13 protein-coding genes are annotated in these 16,338 nt (G+C 40.6%); 3 read left to right on the forward strand and 10 right to left on the reverse strand.

What is annotated here, in order from left to right; genetic code table 11:
- Positions 1 to 456 precede the first annotated feature (456 nt).
- Positions 457 to 1,395, reverse strand: coding sequence for an RluA family pseudouridine synthase (locus tag NSMS1_RS17715; protein ID WP_224086058.1), 939 nt, complete (start codon positions 1,393 to 1,395; stop codon positions 457 to 459).
- A gap of 63 nt (positions 1,396 to 1,458) precedes the next feature.
- Positions 1,459 to 2,154, reverse strand: a complete 696-nt coding sequence (locus NSMS1_RS17720; protein ID WP_224086059.1) for a Uma2 family endonuclease — start codon at positions 2,152 to 2,154, stop codon at positions 1,459 to 1,461.
- An 870-nt stretch (positions 2,155 to 3,024) separates the two neighbouring features.
- Between NSMS1_RS17720 and NSMS1_RS17725 the strand changes: the two genes are divergently transcribed.
- Together NSMS1_RS17725 and NSMS1_RS17730 are read left to right on the forward strand one after the other, a co-directional pair.
- A complete protein-coding gene (locus NSMS1_RS17725; RefSeq protein ID WP_224086060.1) occupies positions 3,025 to 4,164 on the forward strand; it encodes a response regulator in 1,140 nt (379 codons plus the stop codon).
- 176 nt (positions 4,165 to 4,340) lie between these two features.
- Positions 4,341 to 5,843, forward strand: a complete 1,503-nt coding sequence (locus NSMS1_RS17730; RefSeq protein ID WP_224085439.1) for an IS5 family transposase — start codon at positions 4,341 to 4,343, stop codon at positions 5,841 to 5,843.
- Positions 5,844 to 5,892: 49 nt separating this feature from the next.
- Here NSMS1_RS17730 and NSMS1_RS17735 read toward each other — a convergent pair whose 3' ends face one another.
- The 8 genes from NSMS1_RS17735 to NSMS1_RS17770 form a co-directional block, all read right to left on the reverse strand.
- Positions 5,893 to 7,518: a mucoidy inhibitor MuiA family protein gene (locus NSMS1_RS17735; RefSeq protein WP_224086061.1), complete on the reverse strand. Its 1,626-nt coding sequence runs from the start codon at positions 7,516 to 7,518 to the stop codon at positions 5,893 to 5,895.
- A 159-nt stretch (positions 7,519 to 7,677) separates the two neighbouring features.
- Positions 7,678 to 8,628, reverse strand: coding sequence for a LysR family transcriptional regulator (locus NSMS1_RS17740; RefSeq protein ID WP_224086062.1), 951 nt, complete (start codon positions 8,626 to 8,628; stop codon positions 7,678 to 7,680).
- 429 nt (positions 8,629 to 9,057) lie between these two features.
- Positions 9,058 to 9,846, reverse strand: coding sequence for a carbon dioxide-concentrating mechanism protein CcmK (locus NSMS1_RS17745; protein ID WP_224086064.1), 789 nt, complete (start codon positions 9,844 to 9,846; stop codon positions 9,058 to 9,060).
- Positions 9,847 to 9,879: 33 nt separating this feature from the next.
- Positions 9,880 to 10,620 (reverse strand): transferase, encoded by a 741-nt coding sequence (locus NSMS1_RS17750; RefSeq protein WP_224086066.1) that lies wholly within the window; start codon positions 10,618 to 10,620, stop codon positions 9,880 to 9,882.
- A gap of 160 nt (positions 10,621 to 10,780) precedes the next feature.
- A complete protein-coding gene (locus tag NSMS1_RS17755) occupies positions 10,781 to 12,457 on the reverse strand; it encodes a ribulose bisphosphate carboxylase small subunit (RefSeq protein ID WP_224086067.1) in 1,677 nt (558 codons plus the stop codon).
- A 191-nt stretch (positions 12,458 to 12,648) separates the two neighbouring features.
- Positions 12,649 to 12,954: a EutN/CcmL family microcompartment protein gene (locus tag NSMS1_RS17760; RefSeq protein WP_224086069.1), complete on the reverse strand. Its 306-nt coding sequence runs from the start codon at positions 12,952 to 12,954 to the stop codon at positions 12,649 to 12,651.
- Positions 12,955 to 12,960: 6 nt separating this feature from the next.
- Complete coding sequence (locus NSMS1_RS17765) at positions 12,961 to 13,305, reverse strand: carbon dioxide-concentrating mechanism protein CcmK (RefSeq protein WP_039748664.1); 345 nt, start codon at positions 13,303 to 13,305, stop codon at positions 12,961 to 12,963.
- 171 nt (positions 13,306 to 13,476) lie between these two features.
- Complete coding sequence (locus NSMS1_RS17770) at positions 13,477 to 13,785, reverse strand: carbon dioxide-concentrating mechanism protein CcmK (RefSeq protein WP_010995042.1); 309 nt, start codon at positions 13,783 to 13,785, stop codon at positions 13,477 to 13,479.
- Between the two features lie 654 nt (positions 13,786 to 14,439).
- Between NSMS1_RS17770 and NSMS1_RS17775 the strand changes: the two genes are divergently transcribed.
- Positions 14,440 to 16,296 (forward strand): NAD(P)H-quinone oxidoreductase subunit F, encoded by a 1,857-nt coding sequence (locus tag NSMS1_RS17775; RefSeq protein ID WP_224086070.1) that lies wholly within the window; start codon positions 14,440 to 14,442, stop codon positions 16,294 to 16,296.
- Positions 16,297 to 16,338 lie beyond the last annotated feature (42 nt).

A 16,338-nucleotide genomic window follows, 5' to 3' on the forward strand; every position in this document is an offset into this window, starting at 1 on the left:
TTCCAGAAGGAGAAAAATGAGAAACTGGGGTGAATTTATGAGAAGTCGGCAAACTTTATGAATCGATTGCCTCGTTTAACTTTCGTCTGTTCTCTAACCCCTTCAGCTTATGTTTATACAATGCTATAGATCCTCTTTTTGTTACAAATTATGAATAAATAAGTTGCAGGTATAAGAACCCCCTCAAATCCTTTACATACAAGGACTGCAACCAATGTTTCTTGCTCATTTTCGTTACATAACTTTGTAAAGTTGTAACGTACTAAGATAAAAATCTGGTTTTATAATTTTTTAATTTTTGGAGAAAACTATATCAGGCAAACACTTTGGGTTTTATCCTGATATGTTCCTGATGTCAGGGTTTATGAACAAATATGAACTTAATTTTTCTACATATTTCCAAAAAAGCCTTTTGCCCAGGAAAAAACTAGGCAAAACAGAGGCAAAAATTAAGTTTTAATAAGAAATTGCCCCTCTCTTGCGAAGTATATCTAACAGAGTATTGAATGTTTGCGGTAGTTGTGCATTTACTTCAATCCAATCTCCAGAGATGGGGTGCTGCACTTTTAATTTCCAAGCGTGTAAGGCTTGTCCAGGTAAATTTACCCCTACAGAACGACCGGAACCATAAACGGGGTCGCCGACAATTGGATGACCCATCTTGGCACTATGAACACGAATTTGATGAGTTCGTCCTGTCTCTAACTGAAAGTGAATCAAAGTGTAATTTCCTAAACGTTCTTTGACGCGCCAATGGGTAATAGCTGTCCTTCCTCCTTCCTCTACTGGGACGATAGCCATTTTTTTTCTATCTTGGGGATGACGGCCGATAGGTAAATCTATCGTCCCGCTTTCAGTTTTTGGCGCACCGTAAACCACACCTAAGTATTCTCGCCGTGCAGTTTTGGCTTGGAGTTGTGCTTGTAGGTGTTGATAGGCGATGTCGGTTTTAGCGATCGCAATAGCTCCCGTTGTATCTTTGTCTAAACGATGGACAATTCCTGGTCTTTGTACACCACCAATACCTGGAAGATTAGGACAATGCGCTAACACAGCATTTACCAAAGTCCCGTTAGGATGTCCTGGCGCTGGGTGAACAACTAAACCAGCCGGCTTGTTAATTATGAGTAATTGATCGTCCTCGTAGAGAATATCTAGGGGAATATCTTGTGGGATTAATTCTAGGGGTTGCGCTTCAGGAATTTCTAAAGTGATGCGATCGCCTACTTTCAGGTTTATCTTTTTAGAAGTGCAAACTTTATCGTTAACTTGGACTTTACCCTGTTCAATTAACTGCTGAATCCGAGAACGGGATAAATCTGGTAATTCTTCAGCAAGGTAACGGTCTATACGTGCGCTATCTTCTTCAACTTGTAAATCAAATTCGTTCAACATTAGGATCTAGAAAATAGGAAATAGGGAAAGGATTTTAACAATCCTTACCTATGCCCTATCCTGTCATAATTCTTCTGGGTTAATTCCCTTCGCCTTTAGTAAAGCGCGGAGTGCTTCTAATTGGTTTTCTGCTTGTTCGGCGCGTTGACGTTCTTGTTCGGCTTGATTTTGTGCTGCTTCTTTTTGCTGCGCCAGTTCTAAATATGTCAAAAATCTTTGACCATCTGGATGATAAATTTGTAGGTCATTATCTGACAACTCAAAGCGGATACCCAGCCGGGGACTTATCCAGCCAGCCATTTGGGGAATTTCTACTAACCCCTCAGGAGAGCGTAACCAACCACCTAAATCTAATTTCTCTGGATCGTATAAATAATATTCTTCTACCCCATAGTGTTCGTAAAACTTAAATTTTGTAATCATCTCTTTCACAGTATTGCTGGGGGAAAGAATTTCAAACACTACTTGTGGTGGAATGTTATCTTCTCGCCATTGGAGATAGGAACCTCTATCACCTTTTGGTCTACCAAACACCACCAACACATCAGGCGCACGGCGTGTTACATTATCGCCTTCAACGGGATACCAGAGTAAGTCACCAGCAACGAATACGTTGGGGTCATTGGCAAATAATAAATCTAGATTTTTTTTAATTAATACAATTAACTCAAACTGTTTGGTATTGTCCGCCATCGGCTGTCCGTCGCTTTCTGGGTAGATGATGCTTGCTTGGTTGGAAGATGGTATTTGTGTAACCATTGCGATAATTCCTGTTTCACAAGTGGTTTATCAATTTTAACGGATTCAATTGTGAAGCTAGTGAAATAGTAACCATAGTAAAGGCGCTACCGATGGTGTAAAACTCAATCTGCACTATCAGATTAAATAGTATTTTTACTGTACGGTTTTTAAGTTTCAGGAAAACAGCACGTTTAATTGTTATTCACATTTTCTTTAAGCATGACGCATAAAATTTATATATTATTTTTATTTGCTTAGATAAATTGGAGTAACCTAGCTTTTAGTAAGCCATTACTTGCCTATCTACCTTTGAGAAAAAATAGAAGTTTTATAGCGAAAATATGCTATTGACATTTTGCAAGTAATAATTTTGAAAAATTCAGCAAACAGCATCTCTAAAATCTCAAACTTAGGTAGCCAGTGAAGCTCCAAATCCTTAGTAAGCAAAATTACTTGATTACAAATGCGTAACCGTATTAAAGCTTTGTATTACCTAGTTTTCCATGATTCTGTAAAAACACATGGAAACTTTTGTTACTGATGGGTTTGAGCCAATATCTCTAAGTGGAATACTTAAGGTACTGTTAGATAAGCCAAGTTAGTGAAAGATACAGAAAATCAATCTGATTTTTGGAACACTACTTTCAAGTAATCAGTTGAGCAATGTTCTGCTTCACATCATAATCTCATCCGCTTAGAGTTAGGAGCATCTCAGTTTTGCTACCTCTTGAGTGGAAAGTTTGTTATAGCAAGAAAAAGAGTAGATGTGATTACTAAAATGTAAATTTAAAATTTAGCTAAAGCTGCTGCCAAAAATATATTTAATAAAAGTAGAACCTTTTTTACTAATTTTTATTTAAATCTTGGTTTAATAACAAAGCGATCGCCATGAAAACACTTCCGATTACTAGGTACAGATTCTTTCAGAAACTACAACCCTTATCTTTACTCAAAAAAATTACTGGTAAAACAATCACTGGCTGTTTACAAGTCTTTAGTACTTCAGGTACTTGGTCTATTTATGTGGAAGAAGGTAAGCTAATCTATGCCTGTTATTCCGAGAGAATGTTTGAGCCACTTTATAGACATTTAGGGCATTTAAGCCAACAAATTGCTACCCTACCTAAAGAAATTAACGAACAGTTAAAAGTAATCTTTGAAACTGGAATTGAAAATCAGGCGATACCTAACCCTGATTATTTAGCTATTTGTTGGTTAGTTAATCAAAAATATATTAGTGCTTCACAAGCAGCCATTCTTATCGAACAAGTAGCCTTAGAAGTATTAGAATCATTCCTGATACTAGAGGAAGGAAGTTATGAGTTTATTCCCGAAACATTTTTAGATGATTTACCTAAATTTTGTTACCTAAATGTTCGGTTATTAGTAGAACAGTGTCAACAGCGTGGAAGAGTTCCCGACGCATTCCGTAGAGAAGCATATAGCCAAGAAACATCTTCATCTACAGACAATAACGAATCCTCAATTAATAACAGACATTATACTCAATCTACATCCCATTCCCAAACTCAACCTAAATCTGAGCCACGATTACCCCAATTTAATACTAATAAACCAGGAGAATATACAAAACGTTATATATCTCAGCCTCATAATCTCAATAATGGATATCAACAAATATCCAATCCATCTACTGATAAAAAAGTCTATAAAATATTTTGTATTGATGATAATTTGAGCGTTTTAAATACTATTAGAAATTCTTTAGATGAGCAAATTTTCGCAGTAATTGGCATTACAGATTCCTTAAAAGCTTTAATGGAAATTCTCTATACAAAGCCAGATATCATTTTAATCAGCGTTAATATGCCTGATTTAGATGGTTATGAATTATGTTCTTTATTGCGGAAACATTCATATTTTAAAAATACACCTGTGATTATGGTGACAGAAAAAGCTAATCTAATTGATAGAGCTAGAGCCACTTTAGTCAGAGCATCAGGTCATTTAACTAAACCCTTTACTCAAGGTGATTTATTAAAAGTAATCTTTAAACATATAGTCTAATATGCTAACTGTTGACTGTTGACTAATGACTAATGACTAATGACAAAAATTAAATAGGGCTGGCTGAATAAGGGCGAAAGATAGCAGAATGAAGAGTTTCAGGGTCAGGAAAGAAAAATAAGGTGAAAAGAAAAAGGGTAAGATAAGTAAAAATCCTTGTAGCAAGTTGCGTTAAAATGTATCGAAGAGCGCAAAAGCAAGAAAAAGCAGCAGAAAACTTTGAACTACCCTTTGGGGGAAAACTAGCGTCAGATAACCGATGGGTAATCATGGCGAACATGATACCTTGGTCAAAATTTGAAGCAGAGTACGCAGAAATATTTTCAGCAAGAATGGGAGCGCCAGCCAAAACATTTAGAATGGCGTTGGGAGCATTAATAATTAAAGAAAAATTAGGAATAAGTGACAGAGAGACAGTAGAACAAATTCGGGAGAACCCGTATCTGCAATACTTTATAGGAATGTCAGCATATAGTAATGAATCTGCATTTGACCCGTCAATGCTAGTTCATTTTAGAGAAAGGATAGATATAGAATTAGTCAATAAAATCAATCAAGAAATAGTCAGGAAGATGTTAGAAAATAAACAGGAGGTAGAAGTAAGAGCAAAAAAGCCAGAGGTCGAGGATTCAAAAAGTAAGCCAGCCAATAGAGGAAAATTAATATTAGATGCTAGTTGTGCGCCAGCAGACATAAGTTATCCGACAGATTTAGGATTATTAAATCAAGCCAGAAAGCAAACAGAAACAATCATAGATACATTATATAAGTCCTTATTAGTAAGAAATATCAACAAACCAAGAACCTACAGAAACAAAGCAAGAAAGGATTATTTAGCAGTAGCCAAGAAAAGAAAACCAACAGTTAAAGAAAGAAGGAAAGCTATCAGAAAGCAACTGCAATATATCAACAGAAATTTAACTCATATTCAGCAGCTAATAAATTTAGGTGCGTCACTATTAAAACTGAGCAACAGTCAATATAAGATGTTGCTAGTAGTAGCAGAAGTTTATCGTCAACAGTTATGGTTATATGAAAATCAAAAAATTAGTATACAAGACCGCATTGTCAGTTTAAACCAACCACACATTCGTCCGATTATCCGAGGTAAAGCCGGGAGAACAGTAGAGTTTGGGGCTAAGTTTTCAGCTAGTTACTATGATGGCTATGTATTTTTAGACCATATTAGTTGGGACAACTTTAACGAATCAGGAGACTTAAAATCACAAGTAGAAGCATACAAAAACTACACCGGATATTATCCTGAATCAGTTCATGTTGATAAGATTTATCGGACGAGGGAGAATCGAGCTTGGTGTCAAGAAAGGGGAATTAGAATTAGTGGCCCACCACTAGGTAGACCCCCCCAAAATGTCAGCCCTGAAAAGAAGAAACAAGCCGCTTATGACGAAAGGATTCGTAATTGTATTGAGGGCAAGTTTGGACAAGGTAAACGAAGATTTAGCCTTGGTAGAGTTATGGCTAAACTTCCTCATACTTCTTTCACCGCTATTGCCATAACTTTTTTAGTTATGAATCTTTCTACTCTGCTATTACGGCTTTTTTGTGTATTTTTTTGCCTATTTTTCAAAACTGAGTCTTTTTTTACTTCTTCTATTATCGAAACTGATATTTCATTAAACCTTAAACAACAAAAACTTATCTTTTTTCTGGACTGACTACTTAATCAATTTTTCTCTTCCTTTGAAATGACTTTTTCAGCAAGCCCTAAATATTCAATCCAATCACTGTTAACTCTGGCGGATGCTCAACAGTAAACTGATAAGACACTTCTTGCCTACCTTGAGGTGGAATATTTAATATCCATTCCAAAATTCCCATCTCACCTAATTGAATTGGCGGTTTACTACCATTCATGCGGACTTTAATTTGCTCATCACGGCTGACGGGTAATTGTTCAGTTAATTTCAACAGACTTTCTTGATTCAGCAAGTTAGTAATTACTAGGCGGTAAGCGTAAGTAGTTCGGCGTTGATTACCAATCAGCTTTTTATCTACTTGACGCTCAATTAAATCACGCTCAATTTTTAAACCTTCATCAATACCTAAATTGAGGGTGAATTTTTCCCCTGGGGCAATATGTTCTAATTGAGTTGTGCCACAAAACATATCATCGCGGAAAATATTTGCTTCACCCGGTAATAAAGTTACGCCACCAGAGCTATTTTTCACATTGGCTTCCAAATAAGCAAAGCTAACTAAGCGTGGCATCGCTACATAATTAAAATTACAGGAGTAGTCATCATTAAAAACTGTGATTGTGTGAGGTGTACCATCACTGGGAATATTTCCACCGTTATTTATTTTAAAAGTAACGATGCTTCCTTCTTTGGATACCTCAGCCTTGGCTGTTTCCGCCAAAATTAAACTATCTTGGCTTTCTTCTTCTGTGGGATTGCCGACTCCAGGTGGAACAGATGTAGGTGATATGGCGGGTAGGGAAGGACTAGGCCCTAGTCTTCGTTGCGATCGCCATACTTGAAGTGTTGGTGCATCAATATACCACGGTTGCAGCTTAGGTGGAATCGTACCTAGTCCGGGTTTGGCAGTGGAAAGGGTAAGCGCTACATCTTGCCAATCCTCGCCTGTATTCTGAGTAATTTCTGCAAGATAGTTTAAATTGACTGTTTGAGTGGTGCTATGCAGGCGCAAGTCATATAAAGGAGTCCAACTGGCATGATTTACCATGTAGGAGGCTTCCAACTCAAATTCACCCTCTCCCGTGGCTTCAATTAATGCAATCAAACTTACGCTTTCGTGGGGATTGGGTGTTTGGAGAATTTCTAGAGAGTTACGGAGTGCTTCTATTTGCTTTTCTAATTCTTGCTGCTGGCTTTTACATTCTCCAGAAGCGATCGCATATTCGCTGTATTGACTACCCAAAAAATTCAGAAAGTCTAGGGTTTCACTCAGTCCTAAATTTTTCCGTGATAGGCTTTGGGCAAAAGGTTCTTCTGTCTTTTCGCGTAAACCTTCAATAAACCTAGCTTGTAAAGATAAAGCGTCTACCTGAGCTTGTAGATGGCGTTTTTCCGTTTCTAATTGCTGAATTTGCCGACTCAAATGGGCAACACGTTCAGTAACAGGTTCAGTGGTATAGATGCGATCGCAGTTTACACCCAACAAACGCACCCCTACCGTACCTGTACCACCAACCCGAACAGACTCAGTTTCTAGAGTTACTGGCAGTGAAGCAATCACTAATTCCCTTTCTGTCCCTGATAAATGAACCCTTCCTTTGCGTGTAACTAAGGCTTTATCGTTGTACACTGTCACAGCTACAATCTGACTTTGTACTATTTTTCGCCAAGATGGTGTTTCCGGGTTAACCACTGCCAGTTTTTCCCCATATTAAATGATGCTCTGGTTAATTTTGCATTTTTCCAGGCATACCCATCAGCCGTCAAGCAATTTGCAATGAATTGTAAGTCATGAGTGCTGAGTGCTGAGTGTTAATCACAAATCTCTCCCCCCTCTCCCTCATCTCTGTCCTCACTCAACCAAACTATACTCAGGCACAGGAACAGAAGCATTTATTTGTTCTGTTTGCTCGACAAACTTCTTGGCAGCATCTAGCAGATACTCGTAGTAAGTACGAGCGACAATAGATAACTGTTTACCAGCCGGGTAAACCATGTACCATGTCCGCTTGATGGGGAAGTTCTGCACATCCAAAATGCTGAACTCTGCTGCATCAGACAATAATGTGTGCCGAGAGAGAATAGAAATTCCTAAACCCCCGGCGATCGCTTGTTTAATCGCTTCGTTAGAGCCTAATTCCAGCTTCACTTTGACAGGAACACCTTGTTCCTCAAACAGATTTTGTACAGCGCGGCGTGTTCCTGAACCTGGTTCTCGCATAATAAACGGTTCACTGGACAAGCGTTGTATGGGAATATTTGTTTCTTTTGATAGTGGATGATTTGCTGCGGCTAATACAACTAAAGGATTATCCAAAAATGGCTGACAATTCACATCCAAATGGTCGGGAACTTGACTCATAATGTACAAGTCATCCATGTTATTATTCATCCGCTCTAGGATGCGTTCGTGGTTGGTAACTTGCAGTGAAATCTCAATTCCTGGATAAAGTTGGCAAAAAGGCCCAAGCAAGCGGGGAATAAAATATTTGGCAGTAGTAATAACTGCTAAACGTAATTGCCCCTGTTTTAGTCCTTTTAAATCAGCCACCTTCATTTCAAACTGGGCTATAGTCTCAAAAATTTGCCGACAAGTAGCGAACAATTCTCTTCCGGCTTCGGTCAAATATAAGCGTTTGCCCACTTGCTCAAACAGTGGTAAACCAACCGATTTTGTCAGCTGCTTGATTTGCATCGAGACGGTAGGTTGGGTGAGAAATAACTCCTCAGCCGCACGAGTAAAGCTACCGTGCCGTGCGGCGGCCTCGAACACCTTCAACTGGTGTAGTGTTGCCTGGTTCAAGGTGATTCTCCTCTAATAGCGATTTTTATAGATATACAACTAGTATCCCTGAACACCTGCACTTGATATAACTTCACCCATACAAAAGTTATGAGCTTATTATAGATAAAAATCTATCCTCGCTATTAAAAGAGAATTTGTTTTCTTATAGATGAGAAAACTTATTCTCATCATATACAAAACCTACTTCAATATGAGAACAATTACTTACTTAATAGCCTGAAAAAGCAATACTTATATAGACAAAAATCTATTCTTCCTATACAAAGAAACTTCTTTCACTTATAGAGTGGAGAAGTTATCATCAGAAAAACAAGCAAAGCGTAAGATGCCTTCCAGCTGCAAGATGAATGTTGAATACTAAGTTCTGCAATATTGAATGTGGATTATTCCCAATTCACTATTCTCTAGTTAGTAATTCACCATTCATCATTCATCATTCCAAACTTCTACTTCTTCTGTAACTTTTACAGGTATAGTGGCTAAATCGGGCAATTGTAACACTTCCCTTTCTGCAACTTGCTCTCTAATATTTATTGGTAGCCTTAACGGTTGATGCTCTTCGATCCAGCAACTTGCTATTGGTAGGGTTTGCTCTAACTCATCCAATGGGCGAGGAATTACCATTACCGCGTTTAACTCCCCAATCCTTTCAGCCTCAAACATTCCCGCTTCTACTGCAACTGCAACATTAGCTACAGAGCCGCGAATAATCGCTGTACACAAACCAGCACCAATCTTTTCGTAAGATGCTAACTGGACATCAGCCGCTTTGAGCATAGCATCACAAGCACCTACCATCGCCGGAAAGCCTCTTGTTTCTACTAGACCAATTGCTTGGTTACTCAAACGGCTGTATTGACCTTCCTGCATTATTTGGCTTAAGCGGTTGGTAATTGGCAAAACCACATCAAGGTTAGGAAAAGGTCGAGGAATCACCAAACTAGAAACTAGTTGCCCAAACTGTTCCGCAGTTTGTACACCAGATTCTACAGCTAGACGGACATCAGCAATTCCACCCCGGACAATCGCTGTACAGTGACCACTCCCAATTTTTTCATAACCAACCAGGTGAACTCCAGCCGACTTCAACATCATGTCAGCAGTTCCCACAATCGCCGGAAAGCTGAGAGTTGAGACTAAACCCAAGGCTGTATCCCTGAAATCATCTTGATGACGTTGTGTCTGATTTGTGCTAGTAGAGTGCTGATTATACATTGTGTATTCTCCGAGATACTCTCAACTTAACACTTACTCAGAGCGATCATCCCTGACAGGGTTATTTAAAGCTTGTCTATGGGGAAACAATGTTCCTAATAGTCTTTGAATACTCCCTTGCCCGTAAATTTGATTCCCGAAGCCATTGGGAGATTCAGCCTCATTACCCGATTTTTCATCTTCTAGACTAGGTTCTGCCACGCTAGGCTCAGTCTCATTAGTAGCATTATTTTCTACAGTAGCAGACTGATTCTCAGGTGGTGCTGGGGGTTGCGTTGTAGCCACGGAATCTTGTTGAAATTGCACAGAAGCCGATGCCCAGAAGCTAGTTGAAGTAACTACCTTACTTTCATTTTCTCTAGGCTTTTGGGTAGTAGCCTCAGATTGATTTTTATCTGGTTCTGGTGCTTCAGTTGCCAACTGCCGAGTCGTATCACCTAATATCGAACCCGGTGGTACTACCAATGCCGGAGCCACAGAACAGTTAAATAATGTTGTGGCTGCACCAATGCAAGCATTCATGCCAATTTTGCCTTGACCAACCATCAAAAAACCTGCGCCCAGGCTAACACCAGGTTCTACTTCTATCGTTCCCTCATCTACTTGCAGAATAGACCCCATGCCAATACAGACTCCTGCCCCGATGATGATTTTGCTGTTTGCGGCCGCTTGGAGTATCACCCCTGGTGCAATGACTGCACTTGGATGAATTGTCACCTCGCCACTAATGTAAGACTCAAAGTTGTTGTGGAGGCGCAGTAGCGGCACAGACATGGAAATTTTAACCTCGGAAGCCTATTATCAATTGGGGAGTGAGGAGTGGGGAGTGAGAAGTGATGAGTTGGAAGCTAAGTATTAATAACTTGTCTTCCTTGTCTACTTTTTCCACATGGTCTTCCCCTACTGCCTACTGCCTGTTCCTTACTCCCTCTCACTATGGACGCTGAATAATTGATTCCAACACGCGGCGCTTGGCTTTGGGTTCTATACCAATGATGCGGACGTATTCTCCAGCAAATTCAGATAAAGCGGCTTCTACGGCTGCGATCGCTTCTCTTTCGGAATTGCCAGAAATTGGGCCTGTGCTACTCCAAGAACCTGTGCGGAATCTTCTCTGGTCTACGTGTTCAATGCTAAGTTTATACCCACCACCAATTATTTGCTTAATCTGATCTACTACCTCAGAACTCAAGCGGGTAGCGGTGGCAGTTGCAGATGAAGCAGACGCACTAGGTACGGTTCTTTGGCCGCTACCAGATGAAGATGGAGCTACTTGACCGTTGGGGCGTTGAACGATGCTTTCTAGGACACGGCGTTTAGCTTTGGGGTCAATACCAATTAACCGCACGTATTCGCCCTGATGATTATCTATACACTCTTCTAAAGCGGAAACAACTTCATTGGCGGAGGTTGCATTAATGGGTGTACAGCTATTCCAAGAACCTGTACGGAAGCGTCGCTCATCTACGTGTTCGGTTCCAATCTTGTAACCACCAGCCAATAACTGACGAATTTGCTCTATAGTTTCAGCGCTAATTCTGCCACTGCCTGCACCATTGCTGTAACCGTTGCCGTTGCTGTGACTGTTGCCATTGCTGCTGTAGCTACCATTAGTGCTAGCAGCAGGAGCTTTAAAGTTGGTAGAACCTGTTGCAACAACACCATCGGGACGCTGAATAATTGTTTCCAGCACGCGGCGCTTACCTTTAGGATCAATACCAAACAGACGCACATACTCGCCACTGTGGTCAGCTAAACAAGATTCTAAAGCTCTTACAGCATCACCTACTGAACGCGCTTCAAGGGGCTGGCAGCTAGTCCAAGAACCTGTACGGAACCTTCTTTGGTCTACGTGTTCTGTACCAATCTTGTAGCCCTGCTCTAATAGATAGCGTACTTGCTCTATGGTGTCTGCACCCAAGCTGTTGCTTGCCACTTCACTACTCCTTTCTAATCCTTTAAATTGATTACTAGTATAAGATTTAACTTCTTCATTGCGAAGAGGGGCAATACACTTGCTATCCGCAGCACAAAGATACCCAGTACGCAACGCTTGATTAATGCCGATGACATGATGAGCAAAATCCTTGTCTTGAGGTTGCACATCAGGCAAGCGATCGGCCTGCTTTTGATTGGTAATAATTGCTCCCGAAGGAACATACTTACCAGGGGGAACCTCTACATCTTTAACTAAAGCGTGCATCATAACGATACAGCCAGCCCCTACCTTGGCATTAAATACTGTAGAGCGAAAACCGATAAACGAATTTTCCCCAACGTAAGCAGGGCCGTGAATCAGCGCCATGTGGGTCAAGGAAGAATTTTTACCTACCCAAACCGAGTATTCTTGGTTGTCGTCACCAACTACTCGACCTTGCTCCAATCCGTGAATCACTACACCATCTTGAATATTAGTGTTTTCACCAATATAAAACGGTGTGCCTTCATCGGCTCTAATTGAAGTCCCTGGAGCAATGATGACATTTGCACCTATCCGAACATCCCCAATAATGTTAGAAAACGGATGTACAAAAGCGGTTTCATGGATTTGGGCTTCAGCCAAGCTCCTCGACCACGGGGTTGGGGGGGCCGCCGTGCTGCGGACTGCCATTGCGAGATTCCTCCTAAATTTGTCAGTTGTCAATAGTCCATAGTCAATAGTCTTTATCTGTTGACTGTTGACCTTTACAGGTACTCTTTCCTACGGGACGCTACGCGAACGAGAACCCCTTCGGGGAACGATAGTTGCTTTCCGACGCAAGGCGACAGGAACGCACGATCTCACTGTTGACTGTTGACTGCTTATCTATACTGGTCTTTTTTACTGTAAATGAGACGATCTTCAACGTGAATAGTATCAATTATCGCCACCACTGCGGCATCTAAAGGCCGTTGCTCGTTACCAAGTATTTGACGCGCCGCACTACCACGGCTAATCAATACCCACTCATCTACTCCTGCACCTACGCTATTATCTGCTGCTACCTCGTATTTTTGCAGGAGGTTTCCTTCTTCATCTACTAATTGCAACAAAAGTAGTTTAACACCTCTAAGACTTGGGTCTTTTTGGGTGCTAACTACTGTGCCACGGACTTTAGCAATTTGCATTACTAATTACGGTCTTCTGCCGAAAGGACGGATTGCGTTAACGTTTTCCCGGAACTGTTCTACATCTTCTGTATAACGAATTGGCAGGACATATTCTAAGTTTTCGTGGGGACGAGCAATGATGTGTGTAGACAATACTTGTCCGCCGTTGACACGCTTAACTGATTCAACACCTGCTCCTACAGATGCTTGTACCTCAGACACATCGCCTCTAACGATGACTGTTACCCGACCGCTACCAATTTTCTCGTAACCTACTAAAGTGACACGAGCGGCTTTCACCATCGCGTCTGCGGCTTCTACAACTGCTGGAAAGCCTAGCGTTTCTACCATTCCTACTGCAATAGACATTTTTTTGATTCCCAAATAAAGTTTCTAGCCCGAACTCCAGCTATGCTCAAGATGGCGACCCCGTTGATGTGTTTTTTTACTCAGCTTTTAGTACAGCGCAACGTAAATAAAACTACCATTCAAACTTGATAAAAAGCTTACTAAATCAGCTTTTTGCTTTCTATTCGTTACTTAAGTACGGAACTGTTCTACAGCTTCCGTATAACGAATCGGCAGCACATACTCCAGGTTTTCATGGGGACGAGCGATGATATGAGTAGATACCACTTCACCACCATTTACTCTTCTTGCAGCTTCAATGCCAGCAGCTACAGATGCCTGTACTTCAGAGACATCCCCCCGCACAATTACGGTGACTCTTGCACTACCAATTTTTTCATATCCTACCAAAGTTACGCGGGCAGCTTTCACCATCGCGTCAGCAGCTTCTACTACTGCGGGAAAGCCTTTAGTCTCAATCATTCCAACTGCAATTGGCATCGCAGAACTCCTAAAAAATTAATCCAATCAATACGGTGGGCGTGAAATTTTGGACGGGGAAGCTCATCTTGAGCTATCAAAACACTTCCAAATTAAGCATAGAAAAGCTTGGCGCTTCTGGCAATATAAATTAGTATAATAGTTTATGATAAAAAAGTTTAAAAAAACTTAACAATTTTTTATACCAGGGTTGACTGTAATCAAAGTTCATTGATCCCTATAGCAACCGCTTATGCTTTATAATTTTTTTATGACAATCATAAAAAAGTATTGATAGCCAAGACGAACTCTATCTGGTGGGGAGTATAGAGAGGCTGTAAATTTTACAGTTTCTATGTTTCCTTGGTTTTGCAATACCTTTCAAAATTGTCTAGAAAACACATAATCTATATTTATATATCATATAAAATTACTTTCTTAAACCAAAAGGATTGATTGGGTAATAGAAAGAAAAATGTCATAAAAGCTAGTTTTTGAGTAAGGAACTTATTTCTAATTACAGTTTAGTGGAGAAGATAAGCACAAAATCACTATTTAAGTTTGATGAAAAAAAATTAAAAAAAACATAGCTTTTGAAAAAGATTATTTTTTTTAGTAAATCATTGTTTTAAGAGTTTTAAAAAAGTTAATGCTGAGTCTTCAAGGGCAATCTAAATGAATCAGTTTCTATTTGCAACAAGTTGGTGTGTGCCTTTTTACAATTTAATAGGCGCACTGTTGACATTACCTTGGGGAATAGGAATAATTCGGCGCACAGGGCCAAGACCTGCGGCCTATATTAACTTGTTGACTACCCTTATAGGCTTTATTCATAGCCTGTTAGTATTTAAGGACATCTGGAGCCGAGAGCCAGAGAATCTAGTAATTACTTGGTTTCAAGCAGCAGATTTAAACTTATCCTTTGCTTTAGAACTGTCGCCAGTTAGTATTGGCGCGACAGTTTTGATTACAGGGTTGAGCCTTTTGGCTCAGATTTATGCTTTAGGCTACATGGAAAAAGACTGGTCACTAGCACGATTTTTCGGTCTAGTCGGCTTTTTCGAGGCAGCACTGAGTGGTTTAGCTATTAGCGACTCTCTATTCCTCAGCTATGCGCTTTTAGAATTACTCACCCTGTCTACTTACTTGTTAGTAGGCTTTTGGTATGCTCAACCATTGGTAGTAACTGCTGCAAGGGATGCCTTCTGGACAAAGCGTGTCGGCGACTTGTTGCTATTGATGGCTGTGGTGACACTTTCCTACATGGCGGGTAGCTTAAACTTTTCTGATTTATCAGAGTGGGTACAAACAGCAAATTTAGACCCTGTAACTTCAGCATTACTAGGATTAGCTTTAATTGCTGGGCCGGCTGGTAAATGCGCCCAGTTTCCTTTGCATTTATGGTTAGATGAGGCGATGGAAGGCCCTAACCCGGCTTCTGTCATGCGGAACTCGCTGGTGGTAGCGGGTGGTGCTTATGTGCTGTACAAACTGCAACCAATTTTAGTTTTGTCACCTGTGGCGTTAAATGCCTTAATTATCATCGGTTCGGTGACTGCTATAGGCGCAACCTTAGTTTCCATCGCTCAGACTGACATTAAACGGGCATTGTCCCATTCCACTAGTGCATACATGGGTCTGGTGTTTCTGGCAGTGGGATTAGAGCAGGGTGGTGTAGCTTTGATGCTGCTATTAACTCATGCGATCGCCAAGGCTCTGCTATTTATGAGTTCTGGTTCTATCATATTTACGACACATAGTCAAGACTTAACAGAAATGGGTGGTTTATGGTCAAAGATGCCAGCAACTACTACTGCCTTTGTGGTTGGTTCTGCCGGTATGGTGACACTGCTACCACTTGGTAGCTTTTGGGCTATGTTGTCTTGGGCTGATGGTTTGGTCAGAGTTAGCCCTTGGGTAATTGGCGTACTGATATTAGTTAACGGTTTGACAGCTTTAAACCTGACACGGGTATTTAGATTGGTATTTTGGGGGAAACCACAACAAAAAACCCGCCGTGCGCCGGAAGTCGGTTGGACAATGGCTTTCCCAATGGTGACACTGACCATATTGACCTTGTTATTGCCCTTGATGCTACAGCAATGGTACTTATTGCCAGCTTGGGAAAGTATTGACTGGTACGTAGTTTTAGTTTTGGTATCTTCTACCGTAGCTGGTGTAATCATCGGTTCAACAATTCATTTACACAAAGCTTGGTCTCGTTCCACAGTCCTAGCTTGGAGAATGATCCAAGATTTGTTGGGTTATGACTTCTACATTGATCGTATTTATCGGCTGACAGTAGTGAGTAGCGTAGCTTTATTGTCCAAGATTTCCGCCTGGAGCGATCGCTATGTAGTTGATGGTCTAGTCAACTTAGTCGGCTTTGCCACCATTATCGGGGGACAAGGTTTGAAATACAGCATTTCCGGTCAATCCCAAGGATACATGTTGACCATTCTGGCAGTAGTCAGTGCCTTGGGCTTTTTTATTAGTTGGTCATTAGGCTTACTTGATAAGTTGCCATTTTAGTCATTGGTCATTTGTCATTAGTCCACAGTCCACAGTTTCCCC

The sequence above is a fragment of the Nostoc sp. MS1 genome (assembly GCF_019976755.1).
Lineage (GTDB): Bacteria > Cyanobacteriota > Cyanobacteriia > Cyanobacteriales > Nostocaceae > Trichormus.

Coding starts and splice junctions, on each gene's coding strand:
- NSMS1_RS17730 (WP_224085439.1), top strand. CDS start 4,341: ATGTATCGAAGAGCGCAAAAGCAAGAAAAAGCAGCAGAAAACTTTGAA.
- NSMS1_RS17750 (WP_224086066.1), bottom strand. CDS start 10,620: ATGTCTGTGCCGCTACTGCGCCTCCACAACAACTTTGAGTCTTACATT.
- NSMS1_RS17715 (WP_224086058.1), bottom strand. CDS start 1,395: ATGTTGAACGAATTTGATTTACAAGTTGAAGAAGATAGCGCACGTATA.
- NSMS1_RS17765 (WP_039748664.1), bottom strand. CDS start 13,305: ATGTCTATTGCAGTAGGAATGGTAGAAACGCTAGGCTTTCCAGCAGTT.
- NSMS1_RS17770 (WP_010995042.1), bottom strand. CDS start 13,785: ATGCCAATTGCAGTTGGAATGATTGAGACTAAAGGCTTTCCCGCAGTA.
- NSMS1_RS17760 (WP_224086069.1), bottom strand. CDS start 12,954: ATGCAAATTGCTAAAGTCCGTGGCACAGTAGTTAGCACCCAAAAAGAC.
- NSMS1_RS17755 (WP_224086067.1), bottom strand. CDS start 12,457: ATGGCAGTCCGCAGCACGGCGGCCCCCCCAACCCCGTGGTCGAGGAGC.
- NSMS1_RS17720 (WP_224086059.1), bottom strand. CDS start 2,154: ATGGTTACACAAATACCATCTTCCAACCAAGCAAGCATCATCTACCCA.
- NSMS1_RS17725 (WP_224086060.1), top strand. CDS start 3,025: ATGAAAACACTTCCGATTACTAGGTACAGATTCTTTCAGAAACTACAA.
- NSMS1_RS17745 (WP_224086064.1), bottom strand. CDS start 9,846: ATGTATAATCAGCACTCTACTAGCACAAATCAGACACAACGTCATCAA.
- NSMS1_RS17775 (WP_224086070.1), top strand. CDS start 14,440: ATGAATCAGTTTCTATTTGCAACAAGTTGGTGTGTGCCTTTTTACAAT.